Annotated in this window: 24 protein-coding genes; 15 read left to right on the top strand and 9 right to left on the bottom strand. The window is 53.9% G+C overall.

Translation table 11 applies throughout. The features are described from left to right. Window positions 1–3: 3 nt before the first annotated feature. From rsxG to gstA, 5 genes are all read left to right on the top strand, one after another. On the top strand, window positions 4–624 hold the full coding sequence (gene rsxG, locus HV340_RS09715; RefSeq protein WP_020884325.1) for an electron transport complex subunit RsxG: 621 nt from the start codon (window positions 4–6) through the stop codon (window positions 622–624). A 2-nt stretch (window positions 625–626) separates the two neighbouring features. Beyond that, window positions 627–1,313 carry an electron transport complex subunit E gene (locus HV340_RS09710; RefSeq protein ID WP_020884326.1) on the top strand — a complete coding sequence of 229 codons (687 nt, stop codon included), beginning with the start codon at window positions 627–629 and terminating at the stop codon, window positions 1,311–1,313. Beyond that, window positions 1,310–1,945, top strand: coding sequence for an endonuclease III (nth, locus tag HV340_RS09705; protein ID WP_014169797.1), 636 nt, complete (start codon window positions 1,310–1,312; stop codon window positions 1,943–1,945). The genes HV340_RS09710 and nth overlap by 4 nt, the downstream gene beginning before the upstream one ends. Window positions 1,946–2,562: 617 nt before the next feature. Continuing rightward, the gene (gene dtpA, locus HV340_RS09700; protein ID WP_014169796.1) at window positions 2,563–4,071 is read left to right on the top strand and encodes a dipeptide/tripeptide permease DtpA; all 1,509 of its coding nucleotides are present in this window, start codon (window positions 2,563–2,565) and stop codon (window positions 4,069–4,071) included. Between the two features lie 105 nt (window positions 4,072–4,176). Continuing rightward, the gene (gene gstA, locus HV340_RS09695; RefSeq protein WP_014169795.1) at window positions 4,177–4,782 is read left to right on the top strand and encodes a glutathione transferase GstA; all 606 of its coding nucleotides are present in this window, start codon (window positions 4,177–4,179) and stop codon (window positions 4,780–4,782) included. 59 nt (window positions 4,783–4,841) lie between these two features. Here gstA and pdxY read toward each other — a convergent pair whose 3' ends face one another. The 5 genes from pdxY to anmK all read right to left on the bottom strand — a co-directional run bounded on the left by pdxY (window position 4,842) and on the right by anmK (window position 9,423). Further along, a complete protein-coding gene (gene pdxY / locus HV340_RS09690; RefSeq protein WP_014169794.1) occupies window positions 4,842–5,702 on the bottom strand; it encodes a pyridoxal kinase PdxY in 861 nt (286 codons plus the stop codon). A 65-nt stretch (window positions 5,703–5,767) separates the two neighbouring features. Then, complete coding sequence (tyrS, locus tag HV340_RS09685) at window positions 5,768–7,042, bottom strand: tyrosine--tRNA ligase (RefSeq protein WP_032678025.1); 1,275 nt, start codon at window positions 7,040–7,042, stop codon at window positions 5,768–5,770. Between the two features lie 125 nt (window positions 7,043–7,167). After that, window positions 7,168–7,824 carry a pyridoxamine 5'-phosphate oxidase gene (gene pdxH, locus HV340_RS09680; RefSeq protein ID WP_025204349.1) on the bottom strand — a complete coding sequence of 219 codons (657 nt, stop codon included), beginning with the start codon at window positions 7,822–7,824 and terminating at the stop codon, window positions 7,168–7,170. A 57-nt stretch (window positions 7,825–7,881) separates the two neighbouring features. Next, the gene (gene mliC / locus HV340_RS09675; RefSeq protein ID WP_020884329.1) at window positions 7,882–8,205 is read right to left on the bottom strand and encodes a C-type lysozyme inhibitor; all 324 of its coding nucleotides are present in this window, start codon (window positions 8,203–8,205) and stop codon (window positions 7,882–7,884) included. 93 nt (window positions 8,206–8,298) lie between these two features. Beyond that, window positions 8,299–9,423 (bottom strand): anhydro-N-acetylmuramic acid kinase, encoded by a 1,125-nt coding sequence (gene anmK, locus HV340_RS09670; RefSeq protein ID WP_059306043.1) that lies wholly within the window; start codon window positions 9,421–9,423, stop codon window positions 8,299–8,301. Window positions 9,424–9,678: 255 nt separating this feature from the next. Between anmK and slyB the strand changes: the two genes are divergently transcribed. Further along, window positions 9,679–10,146 (top strand): outer membrane lipoprotein SlyB, encoded by a 468-nt coding sequence (gene slyB, locus HV340_RS09665; protein WP_014169789.1) that lies wholly within the window; start codon window positions 9,679–9,681, stop codon window positions 10,144–10,146. A 248-nt stretch (window positions 10,147–10,394) separates the two neighbouring features. Further along, complete coding sequence (locus tag HV340_RS09660) at window positions 10,395–11,756, top strand: GGDEF domain-containing protein (RefSeq protein WP_059306044.1); 1,362 nt, start codon at window positions 10,395–10,397, stop codon at window positions 11,754–11,756. A gap of 35 nt (window positions 11,757–11,791) precedes the next feature. Here HV340_RS09660 and slyA read toward each other — a convergent pair whose 3' ends face one another. Beyond that, window positions 11,792–12,232 carry a transcriptional regulator SlyA gene (gene slyA, locus HV340_RS09655; protein ID WP_014169785.1) on the bottom strand — a complete coding sequence of 147 codons (441 nt, stop codon included), beginning with the start codon at window positions 12,230–12,232 and terminating at the stop codon, window positions 11,792–11,794. 186 nt (window positions 12,233–12,418) lie between these two features. Between slyA and HV340_RS09650 the strand changes: the two genes are divergently transcribed. The 3 genes from HV340_RS09650 to HV340_RS09640 are packed head-to-tail and all read left to right on the top strand — an operon-like array spanning window position 12,419 to window position 15,551. Next, window positions 12,419–12,655 carry a DUF1656 domain-containing protein gene (locus HV340_RS09650; protein ID WP_020884333.1) on the top strand — a complete coding sequence of 79 codons (237 nt, stop codon included), beginning with the start codon at window positions 12,419–12,421 and terminating at the stop codon, window positions 12,653–12,655. A gap of 2 nt (window positions 12,656–12,657) precedes the next feature. After that, window positions 12,658–13,518: an HlyD family secretion protein gene (locus HV340_RS09645; protein WP_040017309.1), complete on the top strand. Its 861-nt coding sequence runs from the start codon at window positions 12,658–12,660 to the stop codon at window positions 13,516–13,518. Beyond that, the gene (locus HV340_RS09640) at window positions 13,518–15,551 is read left to right on the top strand and encodes an FUSC family protein (RefSeq protein ID WP_047366454.1); all 2,034 of its coding nucleotides are present in this window, start codon (window positions 13,518–13,520) and stop codon (window positions 15,549–15,551) included. Before HV340_RS09645 ends, HV340_RS09640 begins: the two co-directional genes overlap by 1 nt. On the opposite strand, the gene sodC is transcribed toward HV340_RS09640, so the two are convergent. From sodC to HV340_RS09625, 3 genes are all read right to left on the bottom strand, one after another. Beyond that, window positions 15,530–16,048 (bottom strand): superoxide dismutase [Cu-Zn] SodC, encoded by a 519-nt coding sequence (sodC, locus tag HV340_RS09635; protein WP_020884336.1) that lies wholly within the window; start codon window positions 16,046–16,048, stop codon window positions 15,530–15,532. The two genes, HV340_RS09640 and sodC, sit on opposite strands and share 22 nt — an antisense overlap. A gap of 79 nt (window positions 16,049–16,127) precedes the next feature. Further along, window positions 16,128–17,024, bottom strand: a complete 897-nt coding sequence (locus HV340_RS09630) for an aldo/keto reductase family oxidoreductase (protein ID WP_047366452.1) — start codon at window positions 17,022–17,024, stop codon at window positions 16,128–16,130. Between the two features lie 48 nt (window positions 17,025–17,072). Then, complete coding sequence (locus tag HV340_RS09625; protein WP_020884337.1) at window positions 17,073–17,312, bottom strand: DUF1289 domain-containing protein; 240 nt, start codon at window positions 17,310–17,312, stop codon at window positions 17,073–17,075. 149 nt (window positions 17,313–17,461) lie between these two features. Between HV340_RS09625 and eptA the strand changes: the two genes are divergently transcribed. The 5 genes from eptA (at window position 17,462) to rnt (ending at window position 22,134) form a co-directional block, all read left to right on the top strand. Then, window positions 17,462–19,087 carry a phosphoethanolamine transferase EptA gene (gene eptA / locus HV340_RS09620; protein ID WP_059306045.1) on the top strand — a complete coding sequence of 542 codons (1,626 nt, stop codon included), beginning with the start codon at window positions 17,462–17,464 and terminating at the stop codon, window positions 19,085–19,087. Between the two features lie 41 nt (window positions 19,088–19,128). Then, window positions 19,129–19,728 (top strand): TetR/AcrR family transcriptional regulator, encoded by a 600-nt coding sequence (locus HV340_RS09615; protein WP_014169778.1) that lies wholly within the window; start codon window positions 19,129–19,131, stop codon window positions 19,726–19,728. Between the two features lie 53 nt (window positions 19,729–19,781). Beyond that, window positions 19,782–20,879, top strand: coding sequence for an alkene reductase (locus HV340_RS09610; protein WP_059306046.1), 1,098 nt, complete (start codon window positions 19,782–19,784; stop codon window positions 20,877–20,879). 100 nt (window positions 20,880–20,979) lie between these two features. Further along, complete coding sequence (gene gloA, locus HV340_RS09605; protein WP_020884340.1) at window positions 20,980–21,387, top strand: lactoylglutathione lyase; 408 nt, start codon at window positions 20,980–20,982, stop codon at window positions 21,385–21,387. A gap of 96 nt (window positions 21,388–21,483) precedes the next feature. Beyond that, the gene (rnt, locus tag HV340_RS09600; RefSeq protein WP_014169774.1) at window positions 21,484–22,134 is read left to right on the top strand and encodes a ribonuclease T; all 651 of its coding nucleotides are present in this window, start codon (window positions 21,484–21,486) and stop codon (window positions 22,132–22,134) included. The last annotated feature ends 8 nt before the right edge of the window (window positions 22,135–22,142 follow it).

Genomic DNA, 22,142 nt, shown 5'->3' with positions numbered 1-22,142 from the left:
GCGATGCTGAAAACAATGCAAAAACACGGCGTCACGCTGGCCATTTTCGCCGCGGTCCTCACCGGACTGACGGCCCTGGTGAACAACCTGACCAAATCGACCATCGACGAACAGGCGGTGAAGCAGCAAAAAGCCCTGTTCGATCAGGTGATCCCCCCTGATTTCTACGATAATGACCTGCAGAAAAGTTGCTTCGTGGTCCAGGCACCTCAGTTAGGCAAAGGCCCGCACCGCGTCTTTATTGCCCGTAAGGGGGATAATGCGGTAGGCGCGGTGATGGAAGCGACGGCGCCCGATGGCTACTCCGGGGCGATTCAACTGCTGGTCGGCAGCGATTTCTCCGGTACCGTGTTGGGTACGCGCGTGACGGAACATCATGAGACGCCAGGACTGGGGGATAAAATTGAAACCCGTCTGAGCGACTGGATTTTGCATTTTGCCGGAAAAGTGATCCACGGCGAAGCGGATCCTGCGTTTGCTGTGAAAAAGGATGGCGGCGAGTTTGACCAGTTCACGGGGGCAACCATTACCCCACGGGCCGTGGTCAATGCCGTTAAACGAGCCGGGCTGTATGCGGAAACGCTGCCCGCGCAGATGAACAATCTTCCGGCCTGTGAGGAGTAATCATGAGCCAGGTTAAAGAGGTTATCGTCCAGGGATTGTGGAAGAACAACTCCGCGCTGGTACAGCTGCTGGGGATGTGCCCGCTGCTGGCGGTGACATCCACCGCCACCAACGCGCTGGGTCTGGGGCTGGCAACCACGCTGGTTCTCACCCTGACCAACCTGTCCATCTCTGCCCTGCGCCGCTGGACGCCATCGGAAATCCGTATTCCGATTTACGTCATGATCATCGCGTCGGTGGTGAGTATCGTCCAGATGCTGATTAACGCTTATGCGTTCGGTCTGTATCAGTCGCTCGGGATCTTTATTCCCCTCATCGTAACCAACTGTATTGTGGTCGGGCGCGCGGAAGCTTTTGCCGTGAAAAACAGCCCGGCGATGTCGGCTCTGGATGGTTTCTCTATTGGTATGGGGGCAACCGGTGCCATGTTCGTGCTCGGTTCAATGCGTGAGATCCTGGGTAACGGAACGCTGTTTGATGGCGCAGATGCGCTGCTCGGCGGCTGGGCTAAAGCGCTGCGCATCGAAGTCTTCCACACCGATACGCCGTTCCTGCTGGCCATGCTGCCGCCAGGCGCGTTTATTGGCCTCGGCATGATGCTGGCGATAAAATATCTGATTGATGAAAAACGTAAGCGCCGCGCGGCTGAGCGCAGCGTACAGGAAGGGATACCCGAGAAGGCCTCATGAATAAAGAAAAGCGCATTGCGATCCTGACCCGTCTGCGGGATGAGAACCCACACCCGACGACGGAGCTGAATTTTAACTCCCCGTTCGAGCTGTTGATCGCCGTGCTGCTCTCTGCGCAGGCTACCGACGTGAGCGTTAATAAGGCGACCGCCCTGCTTTATCCGGTCGCCAACACGCCAAAGGCGATGCTGGAGCTGGGCGTGGACGGGGTGAAGTCCTATATCAAAACCATTGGACTCTTTAACAGCAAGGCTGAGAACGTGATCAAAACCTGCCGGATCCTGCTGGAACAGCACGGGGGTGAAGTGCCGGAAGATCGCGCCGCGCTGGAAGCATTACCCGGCGTGGGTCGTAAGACTGCGAATGTGGTACTTAACACCGCGTTTGGCTGGCCGACTATCGCCGTTGATACCCATATTTTCCGCGTCTCTAATCGCACGAACTTCGCACCGGGCAAGAATGTCGAGCAGGTTGAAGAGAAACTGCTAAAAGTGGTTCCCGCCGAATTTAAGGTGGATTGCCATCACTGGCTCATTCTCCATGGCCGTTATACCTGTATTGCCCGTAAGCCTCGCTGTGGCTCCTGTATTATCGAAGATCTCTGCGAGTACAAAGAGAAAGTGTATCCCTGATATCTTGCGCTTTTCGTTTTCTGACGCAACGGCAATTCCTTACCAAAAGAGGGTCTACCAGAAGACCTTCTTTTGACCATAATTTATCCGCCTTCCTTACCGCTTCCCTTATCACTTGTTCGAGCCTTTAACGCTCAAACAGGTTAATACTTTTTTCATAGCCGAAAATTTCTATACATATGTGATCAAGATCACCCTGATAACTTCGTGTTGAATTTTTGTTGTTAAAAGCGGCGTAAACCCTTTGCCAGACAAGATCAAACTCATCACGAGCAACACATAAGACCAGCTATTTTTCAGAATATGGGCTATATCACTGCAATAAACCTCAAATAGCAGAACATATCGCCATTGAGGGCAAAATACGGGTGAATGCCAGTTAAAAAAACTCCCTTTACAGATCGTATGAAATTTAACGCTGAATAACATTTGTATGAACCGCCGATTATAGCGGCCCAGTTATATGTAACAGATTATTACGAACGTATTGCCAGACGGTGCAGGATAGTGAACATTACCCGCCGTTTCTCCTCCCAATATAACTATAAGGCGGATGGACTACGGCCATCACGCGATGAACACCCCCGTTAATATGGGATGTAAAAAAAGAGGTATATGTGTCGACTGCAAACAATAAACCAACAGATGAAAGCGTAAGTCTTAACGCTTTTAAACAACCTAAAGCGTTCTATCTCATCTTCTCTATCGAGTTATGGGAGCGTTTTGGTTATTACGGCCTGCAAGGGATCATGGCGGTTTACCTGGTAAAACAGCTGGGTATGTCCGAAGCAGATTCCATTACGCTGTTCTCCTCTTTCAGTGCCCTGGTGTACGGTCTGGTCGCTATCGGCGGCTGGCTGGGTGATAAAGTCCTCGGGACTAAACGTGTCATTATGCTGGGTGCGATTGTCCTGGCCGTTGGCTATGCGCTGGTTGCATGGTCTGGTCACGATGCCGCTGTGGTGTATATGGGTATGGCGACTATCGCCGTCGGTAACGGTCTGTTCAAAGCGAACCCGTCTTCCCTGCTCTCTACCTGTTACAACAAAGATGACCCGCGTCTGGACGGTGCATTCACCATGTACTACATGTCCGTGAACATCGGTTCCTTCTTCTCCATGCTGGCAACCCCGTGGCTGGCCGCTAAATTCGGCTGGAGCGTTGCGTTCTCCCTGTCCGTTGTCGGTATGCTGATCACCGTGGTTAACTTTGCCTTCTGCAAACGCTGGGTGAAAGACTACGGCTCCAAACCAGACTTCGAACCGGTTCACATTGGCAAACTGCTGGCGACCATTGTCGGCGTGGTGATCCTCGCGGCAATCGCAACCTGGCTGCTGCATAACCAGGGCATCGCGCGTGCGGTTCTGGGTGTGGTTGCGCTGGGTATCGTGATCATCTTCGCGAAAGAAGCCTTCGCCATGCAGGGTGCCGCTCGTCGTAAGATGATTGTGGCCTTCATCCTTATGCTGGAAGCGATTATCTTCTTCGTTCTGTACAGCCAGATGCCAACGTCTCTGAACTTCTTCGCTATCCGTAACGTTGAACACTCAATCCTGGGTATCGCGTTCGAGCCGGAGCAGTATCAGGCCCTGAACCCGTTCTGGATCATGATTGGTAGCCCGATTCTGGCTGCTATCTATAACAAGATGGGCGACCGTCTGCCGATGCCGCACAAATTTGCTATCGGTATGCTGCTGTGTTCTGGCGCATTCCTGGTACTGCCGCTGGGTACGAAATTTGCGACTGACGCCGGTATCGTCTCCGTTAACTGGCTGATCCTGAGCTACGCGCTGCAGTCTATCGGTGAACTGATGATCTCCGGTCTGGGCCTGGCGATGGTTGCACAACTGGTTCCTCAGCGTCTGATGGGCTTCATCATGGGTAGCTGGTTCCTGACCACTGCGGGTGCCGCCATCATCGCAGGTAAAATTGCAAACCTGATGGCCGTGCCGGATAACGTGACTGACCCACTGGTCTCTCTGAACGTCTACGGTACCGTGTTCATGCAGATTGGTATTGCTACTGCGGTTATCGCGGTTCTGATGATGCTGACTGCGCCGAAGCTGAATCGCATGACTCAGGACGACGACAAGACGGCGAAAGCGACCGAAACCGCTACCGCATAATGTCACTGAGAAACGACTGAACAGAAGCCGCTAATGTATTAGCGGCTTTTTTTTTACCCGTTCGCGCACTAACATAGCTGAAACCTCAGCAAAAAGGAGTTACCGATGAAACTGTTCTACAAACCGGGCGCGTGCTCTCTTGCTTCCCACATTACCCTGCGCGAGAGCGGCAAAGATTTCACGCTGGATGGCGTTGACCTGATGAAAAAACGCCTGGAAAACGGCGATGATTTTTTTGCTATTAACCCGAAGGGACAAGTTCCGGCTCTGCTGCTGGATGACGGTACCCTGCTGACCGAAGGCGTGGCGATTATGCAGTTCCTCGCCGATAGCGTGCCCGACAGGCAATTGCTGGCACCGGTAAGCACGGTTTCTCGCTACAAAACGCTGGAGTGGATGAACTACATTGCGACCGAGCTGCACAAAGGCTTTACGCCGCTGTTCCGTCCGGAGACGCCGGAAGAGTACAAACCGACCGTACGTGCTCAGCTGGAGAAAAAACTGCAGTACGTTAACGCATCGCTGAAAGACGATCAGTGGATTGGGGGCGCGCGCTTTACGATTGCCGATGCCTATCTGTTCACCGTGCTGCGCTGGGCGCGGGCCATTAAGCTCAACATGGACGGGCTGGACCACATTGCATCGTACATGGATCGCGTAGCCGCGCGTCCTGCGGTGGCTGCAGCGCTTAAAGCAGAAGGGTTGAACTGACCGGCGCACTGTATGGCCGGGTGGCGCTGTCGCTACCCGGCTGACAGGAACGTGAACCGTTATAACCGGGTCGCGCTGAAGTAATGCTCCGGTTTCGCGATACGATCCTGTGCCGCGACCACCTGCAGTTCATACTCCTGCATCTCTTTTGTCGCCTTCATGATTTCGTACACCGCAGCAGTCACATGCTCAAGCGCATCCCGCAGCGTGGCTCCCTGAAGTAATTTCACCAGCAGCAAACCGCTTGTCACATCACCGACACCCACCGGCTGACGCATGCCGAAGTCCACCAGCGGACGGCTGATATGCCAGGCTTCGTCTTTCGTCACCAGCAGCATCTCAAAACGGTCCCTGCTCAGCCCTGCGCGCGCGAGATGTTTCACCAGGACAATCTCCGGCCCCTGGGCTATTAGCTCGCGAGAAGCGCTTACCGCCTCTTCTACGCTATTCACCGGATGCTCGCAGAGAATTTCCAGCTCAATCAGGTTCGGCGCAATAATATCGCTGGCCGGCAGCGCGTGACGCACATGGAATTCAGCCACGCCGGGGGCCACGATACAGCCTTTCTCCGGATGCCCCATAACAGGATCACAAAAGTATTTCGCCGCCGGGTTTGCCGCTTTCACCTGGCGGACAATGCCCAGGATATGCTCTCCCTGCTCTGCCGAACCGAGATATCCGCTCAGTATCGCATCACAGCGTTTTAGCTGATCGATATTGGCAATGCCCTGCACAATGTCGGTGAGGTGCGAAGGCGGCATCACGCAGCCGGTCCATTGACCGTATTGAGTATGGTTTGAGAACTGCACAGTATTGAGGGGCCAGACGTTGGCACCGAGGCGGCGCATCGGAAATTCCGCGGCGCTGTTGCCAGCATGCCCAAAGACCACGTGGGACTGAATGGCGAGGATGTTCTTCATTTTTACTTACCAAACCCTGAAAAAACAAAAGGGGCGTGGTTTCCCACGCCCCTGGATACTTTTAATTATTTCCAGCAGACCAGACAGTAGTTTTTCTTACCGCGACGCAGAAGCGTGTAGCGGCCATACAGACGATCGCTGTCAGCGAAGGTGTATTCCGGGTCGGCCTGTTTTTCACCGTTAATGGTGATAGCGTTCGAGGCGATGGTTTTACGCGCCTGACCGCGGGATGGCTGCAGCTCGGAGTCCACCAGGGCCTGCATCAGGTCGGCACCTTTTTCCATCTCAACCATCGGCACGCCATCCTGCGCCAGCTGTTCGAAGTCCGCTTCGCTCAGATCGCTCAGCGTCCCGTTGAACAGGCTTGCAGTAATGCGTTTTGCCGCGGCCAGACCTTCTTCACCGTGAACCAGTTTGGTCACTTCATCAGCCAGTACGTACTGAGCGCGTGGCGCTTTACCGCTGGTTTTGTCTTCTTCTTCCAGAGCATTGATCGTCTCAATGTCCATAAAGGTGAAGAACTTCAGGAAGCGATAAACATCGGCATCCGCCGTGTTAATCCAGAACTGGTAGAATTTGTACGGGCTGGTTTTCTTCGGATCAAGCCATACCGCGCCGCCTTCGGTTTTACCAAATTTGGTGCCGTCGGCTTTGGTGATCAGTGGAACGGTCAGACCGAAGACCTGGTTCTGGTGCAGACGACGCGTCAGATCGATACCCGACGTGATGTTGCCCCACTGGTCAGAGCCGCCAATCTGCAGGCAGACGCCGTGCAGTTTATTCAGGCAGGCAAAGTCATAACCCTGCAGCAGGTTGTAGGAGAACTCGGTAAAGGAGATGCCCTGGTCGTCACGGTTCAGACGCTGCTTCACCGCTTCTTTGTTAATCATCTGGTTAACAGAGAAGTGTTTGCCAATGTCGCGCAGGAAGGTCAGCACGTTCATGCCGCCAAACCAGTCATAGTTGTTGGCCGCAATCGCAGAGTTGTCACCGCAGTTAAAGTCGAGGAAAGGCGCAACCTGTTTGCGGATCTTATCCACCCACTCCTGCACGGTGTCTTCGGTGTTCAGTTTACGCTCGGCAGCTTTAAAGCTTGGGTCGCCAATCAGACCGGTCGCGCCGCCAACCAGTGCGACAGGCTTGTGGCCCGCCATCTGGAAGCGTTTCAGGCATAACAATGGAACAAGATGCCCCAAATGCAAGCTGTCAGCGGTAGGATCGAAGCCGCAATAGAGCGCGATCGGGCCTTGCGCCAGTCGCTCTGCTAACGCTTCCTCGTCCGTCACCTGAGCCACAAGGCCCCGCTCTTGCAATTGTTTAATCAAGTTACTGCTTGCCATCAAATTCTCCATGTATAAACGACTGCACCTTTGCCGGTACACGACTTTTCGCCTGATGCGAAAGGTACATAGAATAAAGCGCAAGCGCGGCCTGCGCTAGCGCTTAAATCAACAAATTTCGGCGATTACGGTGCCAGCCTGTCGATTTTCCAGCCGCCATTTTCACGCTGGTATAAAAAGCGGTCATGCAGACGGTGTTCGCCGCCCTGCCAGAATTCCATCTGCTCGATCGGAATGCGGAAGCCCCCCCAGAAACTGGGCAACGGAACTTCGCCCTGCTGGAATTTCTGCTTCAGTTCGAGGAATTTGCTTTCAAGCACGCCACGCGCCGAAATGCGGCTGGACTGTTTTGAGACCCAGGCACCAATCTGGCTGTCACGCGGACGGCTGTGGAAATACTTCACCACTTCCAGCGTGGAGAGACGCTCTGCTTTGCCGGTGACCATTACCTGACGCTCCAGCATATGCCACGGGAACAGCAGGCTGATACGAGGATTGTTTTCCAGGTGGTGTGCCTTACGACTGCCCAGGTTGGTGTAAAACACCAGGCCTTTCTCGTCATAATGTTTGAGCAGGACGATACGCTGATACGGTTGACCGTTTTCATCTACCGTTGCGACAACCATTGCCGTTGGGTCGGCGAGTTTCGCTTCGCAGGCCTGTTTCAGCCAGCGTTCAAAAAGCACGAGAGGTTCGGCGGGAAGATCCTGGCGACGCAGGCCGCCTTTGGTGTATTCACGGCGCAGATGCGCAATTTGCTGCAGTTCGTCGTTATCTGACATGGCGTTAGCTGACATTGACATTGGGTGGCGCTATTGTGCGCCGCCCCTGTAAAAATCTCAACGCTTCGGATTTTCGAGCTGGCAATTGTTCAGCACAATACGGTCGCGTTTGTAGACGGTGGCACTGTCGCCTTTCGACCAGAAGACATAAATTCCGTCCGTGTAGCGTGCGCCGGAGGCAGAAATGCCCTGCTTGAGGGTGAGCAATTTGTTGTCGTAGACAAAACTGGCTTCCTGACGCGGATTGTTCAGCTTAACGGTCAGCGGTTTTTCATCACAGCGATACTCCAGGGTATCGGTCTGCATGCGATCAAGGAACTGGTTGTAGACGCTGCATCCTGACAGCAATAAAGGCGCGGCAATAAGAAGAAGTTTTTTCATGGGCGTATTCCGAAGACTTTCCTGGTCCTGGAGGGCATGGCTGCCCTCCTGTTTCATTCCATTCTAACGACCACACGCCGCGCTGAATTTCAGTTAACTCTGATTATGACGCGGATTCGCCGGGAAAATGGCCCCGAGGACGCTGGCCTCACGTGCGCCAGTCACCGACGGCAAATTGCCCGGAAGCCCGGCAATGGTGCGCCAGGCAAGCCAGGCAAAGGCCAGCGCTTCCATATCATCGCCGCTGATGCCGGCTTCATCGGTGGTCGTCACCTCGGTACCCGGCAATAACCCGGCAAGACGTGCCATCACCAACGGGTTACGGCTGCCACCGCCGCACACCAGCAGGCGTTCGCAGCCACCGCTGAGAAGAACCTGTTCCGATATCGAAACCGCCGTTAACTCGGCGAGCGTCGCCTGGACATCCTGCGGTGCAAGCGCCGGGAACTGCGCCAGCTGACGTTCGAGCCAGCCATAGTTGAAATATTCGCGCCCCGTGCTTTTGGGCGCCGGTAAAGCGAAGTACGGATCGCTTAGCATGGACTGCAACAGCGGGATGATCACTTTGCCTTCGCTGGCCCACTGCGCGTCTTTATCATACGCCTGACCACGCTGACGCCAGATCCAGGCATCCATCAGCATGTTACCCGGGCCGGTGTCATAGCCGCGTACGGGTTGAGCCGGGATAAGCAGAGACAGGTTGGCAATACCGCCAATGTTCAGCACCATTCGGCGCTCTGTCGGATGGGTCAACAATGCCTGATGAAAAGCGGGCACCAGCGGCGCGCCCTGCCCGCCAAGCGCAATATCGCGACGCCGAAAATCACCGACTACGGTCACGCCCGTCTTCGCCACAATCTGGTTGTTGTCGCCAATTTGCAGGGTATGCGGTGCATCGCCGACCGGCTCATGCCAGACCGTTTGTCCGTGACAGCCGATAGCGACGACATCCTGCGGGCGAAGCTTTTCTTTATGCATCAGGGCCAGTACCGCATCGGCAAACAGCGCCCCCAGCCGCACATCAAGCTGACCAAGCTGAGAAAGCGTCAGTTGCTGCCCCTGACAGACACTGAGAATGTCCTCTTTCAGCGCCAGGGGGATAGGCCAGGTCAGGCTCGCCTGCTGTGCCACCATGTTTTCATCAATAGCGGCCAGAACGACGTCTACGCCATCCAGACTGGTACCCGACATCACACCAATGTAGCGACCCGATTTCATGCGCTTTCCTTACGTTGCGTGGGCTAATGCTCTCCACTCAACCATAAACAGCGCCGCTTTGCTATCCGGCGATAATATTTTTTAACAATCTCAGACAGGTAACCTGCCGGGTGCCCGTTTATGTCTCGTTAAGTTAAATTCAAGTACAATTTTCTTATTGTTAGTGCAAAGATATGAACTATGGCCCCTTATGCCATATAATTTAGCCATAACGGATGCCCGCCATCGGGCGTTTTTGGTGAACAGGAGATTCAAATGATTTTACGTGTACTGGGCGTTTCGCTGATCGGTTTAACCCTTGCAGGCTGTGTGAATGACAGTTCACTTTCTGGCGACGTGTACAGCGCTTCTGAAGCCAAACAGGTTCAGAGCGTCACTTACGGTACCGTTGTTAACGCACGTCCTGTACAAATTCAGGGTGGCGATGACAGCAACGTGATGGGTGCCATCGGCGGTGCTGTGCTGGGTGGCTTCCTCGGTAATACCGTAGGCGGTGGCACAGGTCGTTCGCTGGCCACGGCAGCAGGTGCCGTTGCGGGTGGTGTTGCAGGCCAGGGCGTTCAGGGTGCAATGAACAAAAGCCAGGGCGTAGAACTGGAAATCCGTAAAGATGACGGCAGCACCATCATGGTAGTACAGAAACAAGGTAATACCCGTTTCTCTGCCGGCCAGCGCGTTGTTCTGGCGAGCAACGGAAGCCAGGTCACCGTTTCTCCACGCTAATTCAAACTGGATGTGGTCATCAGACCACATCCATTTAACAAATCTATTTAACAAATCCGTTTAGCGAAGTCCGTAAACAAATCTATTTACATATAATATAATTACCAGCAATATTTTTACAAAAAACATTCCCGCCATGAATCATTAAGCGCGGTATATCTTGTTCCTGCGCAAAGTATTTACTCTCCACGCCTGTTACTCTCTTTCTTACTTTACATTTTTTAATTTTATTATTCCGTCAAATCCCTATGCTTGCACTACAACGATATTTTAAGAACCCTTATATTACATTCTGTTTTGGATGCATCGTCGTCGTTGGAATATTACAAGGTCTCTTTGTAAAACTGGTCGAATTAGTCCCTTCATTCTCACCGCTGCTATTCCCGACACTTACCATATTTTTGCTGGTATTCCACCTGTTTATTGCCTGCTTCATGGTCATGAAATACTGGTGCGACAGACGGCGGTTGTACCTTATCGCCCTCGCCTCGGCCTTCGCCGGGTCGACGATGCTGATGGCCGGTACCCTGTCCAGCTTCCCGTCATGGCTGGATCTCTATCAGTTCAATGTGGTCGACTATAACGACGCCATGATCTTCTTTATGTTCCGTCATATTCTTATGGCGGTGCTGATAACAGTCTCAGCCTTGCTCTATTCTATTCGGGATTATCCCCTTTCACGCCCCGCGCATATTGCCGTGGTTATCGGTACAATGCTGTTTACGGTTTCTATAGTCGCCCTGGCCTGGTTCTGCTCCAGCCACTCGGCACTGATAACACTGGATCTGGTGGATAATGAAACCCGGCAATTTATGGTTCTCTGGAGCCAGGTCATAAATATCTTTTTGATTCTTCTCTGGGTTGTGGCATTAGCAACGTTAATGACGATTACCCGGGTGCGGAATCTTTTTTGGGTTGGCGGTAATTTCTTATGTGTTTGTTATGTCCTGACGCTCTCATTACTGTTAGCCGGCGGGCATGCTGAGGACACGTCCTGGTATCACGCTCGCTTATTCGAAACCGTGGCGACGCTGATGATTATTTTTGTCCTGCTGTACGACGTCTTTAACCTGTATCGCGACTCGCACATAAAGTATCAGCAGTCTTATCAGAACTCGATCCGCGACCCGCTGACGCGCCTCTACAACCGCAGTTATTTTTACGACGCCTTAAATCAGGCACTCAGCATCAGCAAAGCCAACCACCCTGTGTCGGTTATCGTCAGCGATCTCGACCGTTTTAAGCGCATCAATGACTGCTACGGCCATCTGCAGGGAGACAAAGTATTGCAGTTTGTCGCCAACCTACTGATGGATTCCGTCCGCCCACAGGACATCGCGGCACGTATTGGCGGGGAAGAATTTGTCCTGATGCTGACCAATACTTCGTCGGAAGCAGCGTACCAGGTGGCTGAACGCATACGGCTAAGGCTGAGCAGTTTTGATAAGGTCAGCAGCGGGGGTCAGTTACCTGAATCCATCACGATTAGCATGGGGGTGTTTACCGCCACCTCTCCGACGACGACCGCTGAAGCGTGCGTGGAGAATGCTGACAAGGCGATGTATGAAGCGAAAGAGACCGGGCGTAACCGCGTCGTTGTGTCGAGGTAAAAAAGGCCTTGCTGCTGCAAGGCCTTGTGATGGTCTCAGTCGCGTGACTGCAGCTCATGGATGTTCTGCTCAAGGCGCCCAATGAGGCTGATGAGCAGTTCAAGCTCTGCGGGTGAAACCCCGGAAAGGATTTCGCCGCGCGTTTTGGTGATAACGGCTTCCATTTCAGTAATGATAGGTGCCGCTTTCTCAGTGAGCTTAATCCGCTTAGCGCGACGATCGCTGGCGCAGGTTTGCCGGGAGATGAGTCCTTTCTCTTCCAGTTGGTCAAGCGTACGTACCAGTGATGGTTGCTCAATGCCGATCGCTTTTGCCAGTTGAATTTGTGACTGGTCGGGTGGCAGCTGATGAATGTTATGCAGCGTGACCCAGTGCGTCTGTGTCAATTCCAGAGGTTTCAGGCGATGGTCAATCAGAGCACGCCAGACGCGTACCAACCTTGCCAGATCAGAACCTAATGGCGATTCCAATTTCATCTCCTTATAATTAGCTTGCTAAGTTATTATACTGATTTTAGAATAGTGTGCAGCATTTGTATTGGCAAAACAAATGCAATACTGCATTCATCGAACTTAAAAGGATGACTTACACTGAATTGTGATGTTCCATCAGATTAAGACTCGCCCTCGCGGCATTTTGTTCACAGCAAAGGATCTCTGCCCGTGACGTTTTTTCAAAGCTCCGTGGGACTCCCCCTTCAGGACCTGATTTTCGGTGCGTCAGTCTACTTTCCGCCCTTGTTTAAGGCCGTCCTGGTCGGCTTTATGATTTGGCTCATAGCCCATCGCCTGCTTCGCGACTGGATGTACTCCGGCGAGATTTGGCACCCCATGTTAATGGATCTCTCCCTGTTTGCCCTTTCCGTATGCCTGGGCCTAGCTGTCTTGATTGTGTGGTGAATATGCCCCTGAAAACGCTGAAGTACTTTTCCACGCTGATTGTTCTTGCTCTGGCCCTGGTTGCCGGGTGGTGGCTCTGGAATTTTTATATGCAGTCACCCTGGACACGTGACGGCAAAGTGCGGGCTGAGCAGGTCAGCATTACCCCACAGGTTTCGGGCAGCATTACGACGCTTGTTGTGAAAGATAACCAGTACGTTAAAAAGGGTGACGTGTTATTCCGTATCGACGACACCCCCTATCATATTGCGATCCTTAACGCCCAGGCACAGCTGGCGAAGGCCCAGTCTGATTTAGCAAAAGCCAATAACGAAGCCAATCGCCGCCGGCATTTGTCGCGCAACTATATTTCCGCAGAAGATTTAGATACTGCCAATATCAACGTTAAGGCCATGCAGGCGAGCGTGAACGTCGCAGAGGCTACGCTCAAACAGGCGCAGTGGGAGCTGACACAAACCGTTATTACCGCGCCAGTCGATGGATGGATCACCAACCTGTCAGCCCGCGTGGGGAATTATGCCACCGCCGGGCAACCCGTTTTCGCCCTTGTCGACAGCCACTCGTTCTATGTGGTGGGTTATTTTGAAGAGACCAAGCTTCGCCATATTCGCGAAGGGTCTCCCGCTACCATTACGCTTTACAGCGGCTCGCAGAGGTTACAGGGTCACGTCTCCAGCATTGGCCGCGCCATCTACGATCAGAGTGTTGAAATGGATTCAGGCCTGGTACCGGACATTAAACCGAACGTGCCGTGGGTGCGTCTGGCCCAGCGCGTACCGGTTCGTGTGGAGTTTGACCATTTACCGCAGGGCATAACGCTGGTCTCCGGCACAACCTGCACCGTCGCCATCGGGACCCGTTGATGAACCTGCAGGCCTTCTCCTGGCGAAATACGCCGTGGATGAAAGCGACACGTCCGCAGTGGCGCTATGCGCTGCGTAATGGCATTGCGATGTGTCTGGCGCTGACTGTCGCCTATTACCTCAACCTTGATCAGCCCTACTGGGCAATGACCTCTGCCGCGGTGGTGAGTTTCCCCACCGTCGGCGGGGTGATCAGCAAGAGTCTTGGACGTATTGCCGGCAGCCTGTTGGGTGCCACCGCAGCGTTAATCATTGCAGGTCATACGCTGAACGATCCGTGGCTTTTTTTGTTGAGCATGGCGATATGGCTGGGCTTTTGTACCTGGGCCTGCGCGCACTTTACGAATAACGTTGCCTATGCCTTCCAGCTGGCCGGCTATACCGCCGCCATTATCGCCTTTCCGGTGGTGAATGTGCTCGATACCACCGAGCTGTGGGACATCGCACAGGCGCGCGTCTGCGAAGTAATTGTCGGTATTCTGAGCGGCGGTTTCATGATGATGATACTGCCCAGCACCTCCGATGGCACCGCGCTTATTACCGCCCTGAAGACCATGCATACCCGTTTACTGGAGCACGCAAGCCTGCTCTGGCAACCGGATACCAACGACGACATCCGTCTCGCGCACGAAAAGGTGATCGGCCAGATCCTGACCATGAATCTGTTACGCATTCAGGCCTTCTGGAGCCACTATCGCTTTCGTCGTCAGAACACCCTGCTGAACTATCTGTTGCATCAGCAGCTGCGTATGACCAGTTCAATCTCCAGCCTGCGCCGGATGCTGCTCAACTGGCCCACGCCCCCTGCACATACGCGCGCCGTAATTGAAACGCTGCTTGCGGCGCTTGCACGCCCGGATGCCGACATCTACACCGTCGCGAAGATTATCGCCCCGCTCGCGCCAGTAGATGAGTACGATTACCGTCACCGCGCCTTCTGGCAGCGTCTCAACTATTTTTGCCGGTTGTATCTGCGCAGCAGCCGCTGGATTAACGCCGTGGAAAATGCCACCCCGGTAACCGAGTTCGCTGTCCCCGGTAGCCCGGCGCTGGCACGACACACAGACTCGATGGAGGCACTGTGGAGCGGTTTTCGTACCTTTTGCGCGCTCACGCTGGTCGGCGCGTGGAGTATCACCACCCAGTGGGAGTCAGGCCCTGCGGCCCTGACGCTTGCTGCTATCAGCTGCGTGCTGTACTCCGTCGCCGCGTCACCGTTCAACTCCCTCACGCTGCTGCTGCGCACCCTGGTGCTGCTTTCGCTGTTTAGTTTTGCCGTGAAGTTTGGGTTGATGGTGCAGATAAGCGACCTGTGGCAGTTCCTTCTGTTCCTGTTCCCGCTGTTAACCACCATGCAGCTGCTAAAGCTGCAAATGCCCAAACTCGCGGGGCTGTGGGGACAGCTGATTGTATTTATGGGCTCGTTTATCTCCGTCACTAACCCGCCGGTTTATGACTACGCCGATTTTCTCAATGATAATCTGGCGAAGATCCTTGGCGTTGGGCTGGCGTGGCTGGCATTTGCGGTGTTACGTCCGGGTTCAGATGCGCGCAAGAGTCGCCGGCATATCCGCGAGTTACGCAGAGGTTTTGTCGATCAGTTGAGTCGAAAACCGCATTTACGTGAAAGTGAGTATGAATCGCTGGTCTATCACTATGTCAGCCAGCTCAATAACAGCCAGGACTCCCTTTCGCGCCGATGGCTGTTGCGCTGGGGTGTGGTGCTGTTGAACTGCTCTCACGTGGTCTGGCAACTTAGGGCATGGGAAACACGGTCCGACCCGCTGTCGCAGGTTCGTGATGTCTGCATCACCCTGCTACGCGATGTCATGAGCGAACGCGGTGTCCAGCAGCGGCCACTGGAAACCACGCTTGCTGAACTTCAGCGAATTTGCGATACCCTTGCGCACCACCACTCACCTGCAGCACGAGATTTAGCCTCGATAATCTGGCGCCTGCACTGCTCACTGTCGCAGCTGGAACAGGCACCGGCTCCGGGTACAATTGGGGATCACATCACCCCGCAGGCATAGCGAGCCCCGCCACCGCCAAGCGGTTTTGGCTGATCGGACATATTGTCGCCGCCGACATGGATCATCAGCGCCTTGCCTTTCACTTCATCCAGCTTTTTCAGCCGCGGCGCGACGACGGGATCCGTGGCTTTTCCGTCGTTATTCACCACCAGCACCGGCAAATCGCCCAGATGTCCCATACCGTCAGGACCTTCATGCTTACCGGTATGTTGTGGGTCGAGGTGGCCGCCTGCCGCCTCCGCAGCCGAGGCTTTACCCTCTTTTAATGCGGGCTGACAGCTACCGTTGGCATGGACATGGAAACCATGTTCGCCAGGAGGAAGGGCTTTGAGATTGGGCGCGAATTCCAGTCCCTTGTCGGTTTCAGTGATTTTCACCGTGCCGATGGACTGACCTACACCCTGAGAGGTGACGAGATTCATTTCCACTTCATCACTGGCCGCCTGCGCACCTGCACAGACCACCAGCGTGACGAGAGCCAGAGTAAAACGCTTCATATGACCTCCACGGGTTGTTTTTTGCCCCTTAAGTTTATACCAGGGGCAAAGATTTCACCGGAAAGTCACGTTTTACCGGTTACGGGACGTCGTAACCCAGCGCCGCTTTGCGGATGCGGAACCACTGCTGACGGGTCATCTGCAACTCTTCCGCGGCAATGGCGGCGCGTACGCGTTCAATTTTGCCCGAGCCAATGATTGGCAGTGGTTTTGACGGCAAACGCAGGATCCACGCGTACACCACCTGTTCGATGCTTCCGGCATTCAGTTCGCGGGCAATGTTCTCAAGCTCAGTGCGCAGCGGCTGGAATTCATCATCATTAAACAGACGTCCGCCGCCCAGGCACGACCACGCCATCGGACGGATACGCAATTGCTGAAGCTGATCGAGCGTGCCATCCAGCAGCAGCGGCTGATGAACCGGAGAAATTTCAACCTGGTTGGTGGCCAGGGTAAACGGCAGACGAGACTGCAGCAGCGCAAACTGTGCAGGGGTAAAGTTTGATACGCCGAAATGACGCACTTTGCCGCTTTGATGCAGATTCAGAAACGCTTCGGCCACCTCATCGGCATCCATCAACGGATCGGGGCGGTGGATCAGCAACAGATCGATATGATCGGTCGCCAGGTTAACCAGCGACTGTTCGGCGCTCTTAATGATGTGCGCGCTGTCGGTAATGTAATGGCCGAGAGCATGTTCCGGTTTTGCCGTCGTGGCAATCCCGCATTTGGTGACGATCTCCATGCGTTCGCGTAACGCAGGAACCAGTTTGAGTGCCTCGCCGAACGCGGCTTCACACTGATAGCCACCGTAAATATCAGCGTGATCGACCGTGGTGATCCCTAAGTCGAGATGCTCTTCAATAAAGCTTGCCAGCTGGAGGGGGGACATATTCCAGTCCATCAGGCGCCAGTAGCCCATCACAAAGCGGGAGAATTCTGGCCCCTGGGGGGCAAGGGTAATTCGCTGAACCATAACATTTTCCTCAAGGACGTGATGTCATGAGTATACGCAATTACCGTGTTAAAACAGTGAAGGTTGCTGGGGTTCTTCGGTGTCACCGGCTTTGTTTGCGCGTATTTTGCGCAGAAGTCGCTGTCGACAGAGACGGAGCACCTCCTGTTTCTGCGTGTCGCTGAAGTGTTGCCAGTTAAAACGCTCATCGCGCGTGCGCATGCAGCCACGGCAATATCCGCGTTCATCCACCTGACAAATACCCCGGCACGGGCTCTGGATGGGGAAAAACTCCAGTTGCTCTGCCACACTCACCTCCCGATAACGACTATCACCTACAGTGAAGACGGTAAACGTCCCGCGTGCAAGGGCTTTACCACAGTTTTGTGGCATTAAGGTTTCACTAATCTTCGTTCTCTATACTCGCCCCATCATTAAAATTGCAGGTTTTCTGATCGATGTGGCTAATTAAAAAGTTACAATGTAACGATATAAAATTTACTCTGGGCTGTGCACTTTTCTTTACCGTATTAAACGCGCTGTTTATTCAGCGTAGCTGGGCAATTATCGCGCCCGCGCATATCCATGACGTCCTCTTTGCCGCGTCCGTTCCACTGGTGCTGTTTTGCGGCTGGGTCATTGTTTTTAGTCTGCTTAATATCCCGTTTATCCGTAAGCCGCTGCTGATTGTCTTGACCGTCGGATGCGCCGCCGCGACTTACTTTATGTATACCTACGGCGCGGTTATCGATCAGAACATGATTGTTAACGTGTTCGAAACCAACTCTCAGGAAGCCACTGCCCTGGTGACGCCGCAGATGATCCTGTGGATTGTCGTTGCCGGTCTTGTTCCGTCCGTGGTGCTGGCCATGATCCGCATTCGCACCGGGAAATGGTGGTACGCCCTGCTGACCCGTTTTGCCGCAATGCTCGGCGCCCTGCTGGTTATCATCCTCATCGCCGCCCTGTTTTATAAAGACTACGCGTCGCTGTTTCGCAATAACAAAAGCATCGTCAAAATGGTGACCCCCGCAAACTATGTCAGCGCGATGGTCAAATACAGCAAAATGCGCTGGTTTGCAGGCGATCAAACACTGGTCCGGATCGGTGAAGATGCCCATAAAGGGCCGCTGATTGCAGGCCAACAAAAGAAAACCGTTCTGGTGCTGATCATCGGCGAAGCGTCACGTGCCGCGAACTACTCGTTGAATGGCTACGGGCGTGAAACAAACCCCGAGCTGAAAAAGCAGGATGTGATTAACTTCCCGCAGGCCTCCTCCTGCGGCACCGAAACGGCCGTTTCCGTGCCCTGCATGTTCTCCGGTATGACGCGCAGTAAATACGATGCCGATCTGGCCCATCACCAGGAAGGGTTGCTGGACGTGCTCGCCCATGCGGGGATCAATATGCTGTGGCGTGACAATGATGGCGGTTGTAAAGGCGCCTGCGATCGCGTTCCCCATACCGACATGACCCAGTGGAAACTCGATCAGTTCTGCAAAGACAACTCCTGCATTGACGATGTGAACTTCACCCGTCTGGACAATGTTCTGGATGGCCTGAAGCAGGACTCCGTACTGGTCATCCACCTGATGGGCAGCCACGGCCCGGCATACTATCGCCGTTATCCGGATAATTTCCGCAAATTTACGCCAACCTGCGATACCAATGAAATTCAGGATTGCGATCACCAGGCGCTAATGAATACCTATGACAACACCATCCTGTATACCGACAGCATGGTCAGTAAAACCATCGATGCCCTGAAAGCGCGTCAGGCGAGCATGAATACCGCCCTGATTTACCTTTCGGATCACGGGGAGTCGCTGGGCGAAAGCGGGATTTATCTGCACGGCACGCCGTATCTGCTGGCACCAGAGCAACAAACGCACATTCCGTTTATGTTCTGGTTATCACCAGACTATGCGAAAAATTTCGGCGTCAACGAGCAATGTTTACGTGACCATGCAGCAAAAAATGCGGTTTCGCAGGACAATTTGTTCTCTACCGTATTGGGTATGATGGACATTAAATCAAAGGTTTATCAACAACAGCTGGATATTCTGAACGCATGTCGCCACTGAACACGCTTGCAATAGACCGAACGGTCTATTAGAGTGCGGCCATGAGCAGAAATACAGAACACGATACCCGAGAACATTTACTGGCGACCGGCGAGCGACTTTGCATGCATCGCGGGTTCACCGGTATGGGGTTGAGCGAGTTATTAAAAACCGCTGAGGTACCGAAGGGGTCGTTTTATCACTACTTCCGGTCCAAAGAGGCGTTTGGCGTGGCAATGCTGGAGCGGCACTATGCCAGCTACCATCAGCGCCTGGCAGCGCACTTTGCCACGGGCGAAGGTAATTATCGCGATCGTGTTCTGCACTTCTATCAGGAAACGCTGAACCAGTTCTGTCAGCAGGGCATCATCAGCGGTTGCCTGACGGTAAAACTTTCTGCCGAAGTGTGCGATCTTTCAGAAGATATGCGCACAGCAATGGATAAAGGGGCCCGCGGGGTTATCGCCCTCATGGCACAGGCGCTGGAGAAAGGCCGCGATGAAAAAACGCTGACTTTTCCCGGCGAACCTTTAACCCAGGCGCAGGTTTTATACGCCCTCTGGTTAGGCGCGAACCTGCAGGCCAAGATTTCACGCAGTGCGGTGCCGCTTGAAAGCGCACTGGCACATGTAAAAAGCAGCATTACTACGCCTCGCGTATAGCAGGCGTTTTTATTTACGTAATTACTAGACGACTGGTCTACTCAGGAGCCTTTATGTCCGCTGAAAAATTATTTACCCCCTTGAAAGTGGGTGCCGTTACCGCGCCAAACCGTGTGTTCATGGCCCCGCTTACCCGTCTGCGCAGCATTGAGCCGGGTGATATCCCTACCCCGTTGATGGGTGAATATTACCGTCAGCGCGCAAGCTCTGGCCTGATCATCACCGAAGCCACTCAGATTTCTGCTCAGGCTAAGGGTTACGCTGGCGCACCAGGTCTGCACAGCCCGGAACAGATTGCCGCGTGGAAAAAAATCACGGCTGGCGTTCACGCTGAAGAGGGTCATATTGCGGTCCAGCTGTGGCATACCGGTCGTATCTCTCACAGCAGCATCCAGCCTGGCGGTCAGGCACCGGTTTCCGCCTCTGCCCTGAGCGCGAACACCCGCACCTCCCTGCGTGATGAAAACGGCAATGCGATCCGCGTTGATACGTCTATGCCGCGCGCTCTTGAACTGGACGAGATCCCGGGGATTGTTAACGATTTCCGCCAGGCCGTGGCGAATGCGCGTGAAGCCGGTTTCGACCTGGTTGAACTGCACTCCGCGCATGGTTATCTGCTGCACCAGTTCCTGTCACCGTCCTCTAACCATCGTACCGACCAGTACGGCGGCAGCGTTGAAAACCGTGCGCGCCTGGTGCTGGAAGTGGTGGATGCCGTATGTCAGGAGTGGAGCCCGGACCACATTGGTATCCGCGTTTCCCCGATTGGTTCTTTCCAGAACGTTGATAACGGCCCGGACGAAGAAGCGGATGCCCTTTATCTGATTGAAGAGCTGGCAAAACGGGGTATCGCGTATCTGCATATGTCCGAGCCAGACTGGGCCGGTGGTCAGCCTTACACTGAAGCCTTCCGTCAGAAAGTACGCGAACGCTTCCACGGTGTGATCATCGGTGCAGGTGCATATACCCCTGAGAAAGCTGAAGATCTGATTAGCAAAGGTTTGATCGACGCCGTTGCATTTGGTCGCGATTTTATCGCTAACCCTGATCTGGTCGCCCGTCTGCAGCAGAAAGCCGCGCTGAACCCTCAGCGTCCGGAAAGCTTCTACGGCGGCGGCGCTGAAGGTTATACCGACTACCCTACCCTGTAATCTCTTCATTGCTCATTGATAGCGGCGACCTTTCGCCGCTATACTAAAACATCGTTTCTGTTCAAATAGATATTCTATTCCATTGGTTAATGAGGAAATTATGCGCCTACTTCACACCATGCTGCGCGTTGGCGATCTGCAACGTTCTGTCGATTTCTACACTAACGTACTGGGTATGAAACTGCTGCGCACCAGCGAAAACCCGGAATATAAATACTCGCTGGCGTTTGTGGGTTACGGCCCGGAAACGGACGAAGCGGTCATCGAACTGACCTACAACTGGGGCGTGGACAGCTATGAGCTGGGCACCGCTTATGGTCATATCGCGCTGGAAGTGGACAACGCAGCCGAAGCCTGTGAACGTATTCGCAGCAACGGCGGTAACGTGACGCGCGAAGCTGGCCCGGTCAAAGGCGGCACCACCGTGATCGCGTTTGTTGAAGATCCGGACGGCTACAAAATCGAACTGATTGAAGCCAAAGACGCTGGTCGCGGTCTGGGCAACTGATCCCGCAGGGCGCAACATGCGCCCGTACTTTTACTGCATCCCCATCCAAAATTTGCCATAATGCGCACTGCTTTTTTCCCCATGTAAGAGACCCTGATGTCCGATAACGCTCAATTTAGCGGTCTGTGCGACCGTTTTCGTGGTTTTTATCCTGTTGTGATCGATGTTGAAACAGCCGGATTTAACGCTAAAACCGATGCGCTGCTTGAAATTGCCGCCATCACGCTGAAGATGGATGAACAGGGATGGCTTACACCGGACACCACGCTGCATTTCCACGTTGAACCGTTTGAAGGGGCCAACTTACAGCCCGAGGCGCTGGCCTTTAACGGCATCGATCCGCATAACCCGCTGCGTGGTGCGGTAAGTGAATATGACGCGCTGCACGCCATTTTTAAAATGGTGCGTAAAGGTATGAAAGAGAGCAACTGCAGCCGCGCCATTATGGTGGCGCATAACGCCACGTTCGATCACACCTTTACCATGGCCGCCGCTGAGCGCGCGTCGCTCAAGCGTAACCCTTTCCACCCGTTTGTGACCTTCGATACCGCGGCACTGAGCGGTCTGGCGTTGGGACAAACGGTATTATCAAAGGCCTGTATTACGGCAGGCATTGAGTTTGACGGTACGCAGGCGCATTCCGCGCTTTATGACACCGAGCGGACGGCGGAGCTGTTTTGCGAAATTGTGAACCGCTGGAAGCGTCTGGGTGGCTGGCCGCTGCCGATGGGTGACAGTGAAGAATAAAAAAAAGC

Source organism: Enterobacter sp. RHBSTW-00975 (genome assembly GCF_013615235.1).
In the GTDB taxonomy this organism is placed as follows: Bacteria; Pseudomonadota; Gammaproteobacteria; order Enterobacterales; family Enterobacteriaceae; genus Enterobacter; species Enterobacter ludwigii.
The sequence above is the reverse complement of the archived record's forward strand: the minus strand, read 5'-3'. Positions and strand labels throughout refer to the sequence as shown.

What these genes read in the sequence shown, in the direction of transcription:
- rsxG (WP_020884325.1), top strand. Translation starts at nt 4, where the DNA reads ATGCTGAAAACAATGCAAAAACACGGCGTCACGCTGGCCATTTTCGCC.
- HV340_RS09710 (WP_020884326.1), top strand. Translation starts at nt 627, where the DNA reads ATGAGCCAGGTTAAAGAGGTTATCGTCCAGGGATTGTGGAAGAACAAC.
- nth (WP_014169797.1), top strand. Translation starts at nt 1,310, where the DNA reads ATGAATAAAGAAAAGCGCATTGCGATCCTGACCCGTCTGCGGGATGAG.
- gstA (WP_014169795.1), top strand. Translation starts at nt 4,177, where the DNA reads ATGAAACTGTTCTACAAACCGGGCGCGTGCTCTCTTGCTTCCCACATT.
- pdxY (WP_014169794.1), bottom strand. Translation starts at nt 5,702, where the DNA reads ATGAAGAACATCCTCGCCATTCAGTCCCACGTGGTCTTTGGGCATGCT.
- tyrS (WP_032678025.1), bottom strand. Translation starts at nt 7,042, where the DNA reads ATGGCAAGCAGTAACTTGATTAAACAATTGCAAGAGCGGGGCCTTGTG.
- pdxH (WP_025204349.1), bottom strand. Translation starts at nt 7,824, where the DNA reads ATGTCAGATAACGACGAACTGCAGCAAATTGCGCATCTGCGCCGTGAA.
- mliC (WP_020884329.1), bottom strand. Translation starts at nt 8,205, where the DNA reads ATGAAAAAACTTCTTCTTATTGCCGCGCCTTTATTGCTGTCAGGATGC.
- anmK (WP_059306043.1), bottom strand. Translation starts at nt 9,423, where the DNA reads ATGAAATCGGGTCGCTACATTGGTGTGATGTCGGGTACCAGTCTGGAT.
- slyB (WP_014169789.1), top strand. Translation starts at nt 9,679, where the DNA reads ATGATTTTACGTGTACTGGGCGTTTCGCTGATCGGTTTAACCCTTGCA.
- HV340_RS09660 (WP_059306044.1), top strand. Translation starts at nt 10,395, where the DNA reads ATGCTTGCACTACAACGATATTTTAAGAACCCTTATATTACATTCTGT.
- slyA (WP_014169785.1), bottom strand. Translation starts at nt 12,232, where the DNA reads ATGAAATTGGAATCGCCATTAGGTTCTGATCTGGCAAGGTTGGTACGC.
- HV340_RS09645 (WP_040017309.1), top strand. Translation starts at nt 12,658, where the DNA reads ATGCCCCTGAAAACGCTGAAGTACTTTTCCACGCTGATTGTTCTTGCT.
- HV340_RS09640 (WP_047366454.1), top strand. Translation starts at nt 13,518, where the DNA reads ATGAACCTGCAGGCCTTCTCCTGGCGAAATACGCCGTGGATGAAAGCG.
- sodC (WP_020884336.1), bottom strand. Translation starts at nt 16,048, where the DNA reads ATGAAGCGTTTTACTCTGGCTCTCGTCACGCTGGTGGTCTGTGCAGGT.
- HV340_RS09630 (WP_047366452.1), bottom strand. Translation starts at nt 17,024, where the DNA reads ATGGTTCAGCGAATTACCCTTGCCCCCCAGGGGCCAGAATTCTCCCGC.
- eptA (WP_059306045.1), top strand. Translation starts at nt 17,462, where the DNA reads ATGTGGCTAATTAAAAAGTTACAATGTAACGATATAAAATTTACTCTG.
- HV340_RS09615 (WP_014169778.1), top strand. Translation starts at nt 19,129, where the DNA reads ATGAGCAGAAATACAGAACACGATACCCGAGAACATTTACTGGCGACC.
- HV340_RS09610 (WP_059306046.1), top strand. Translation starts at nt 19,782, where the DNA reads ATGTCCGCTGAAAAATTATTTACCCCCTTGAAAGTGGGTGCCGTTACC.
- gloA (WP_020884340.1), top strand. Translation starts at nt 20,980, where the DNA reads ATGCGCCTACTTCACACCATGCTGCGCGTTGGCGATCTGCAACGTTCT.
- rnt (WP_014169774.1), top strand. Translation starts at nt 21,484, where the DNA reads ATGTCCGATAACGCTCAATTTAGCGGTCTGTGCGACCGTTTTCGTGGT.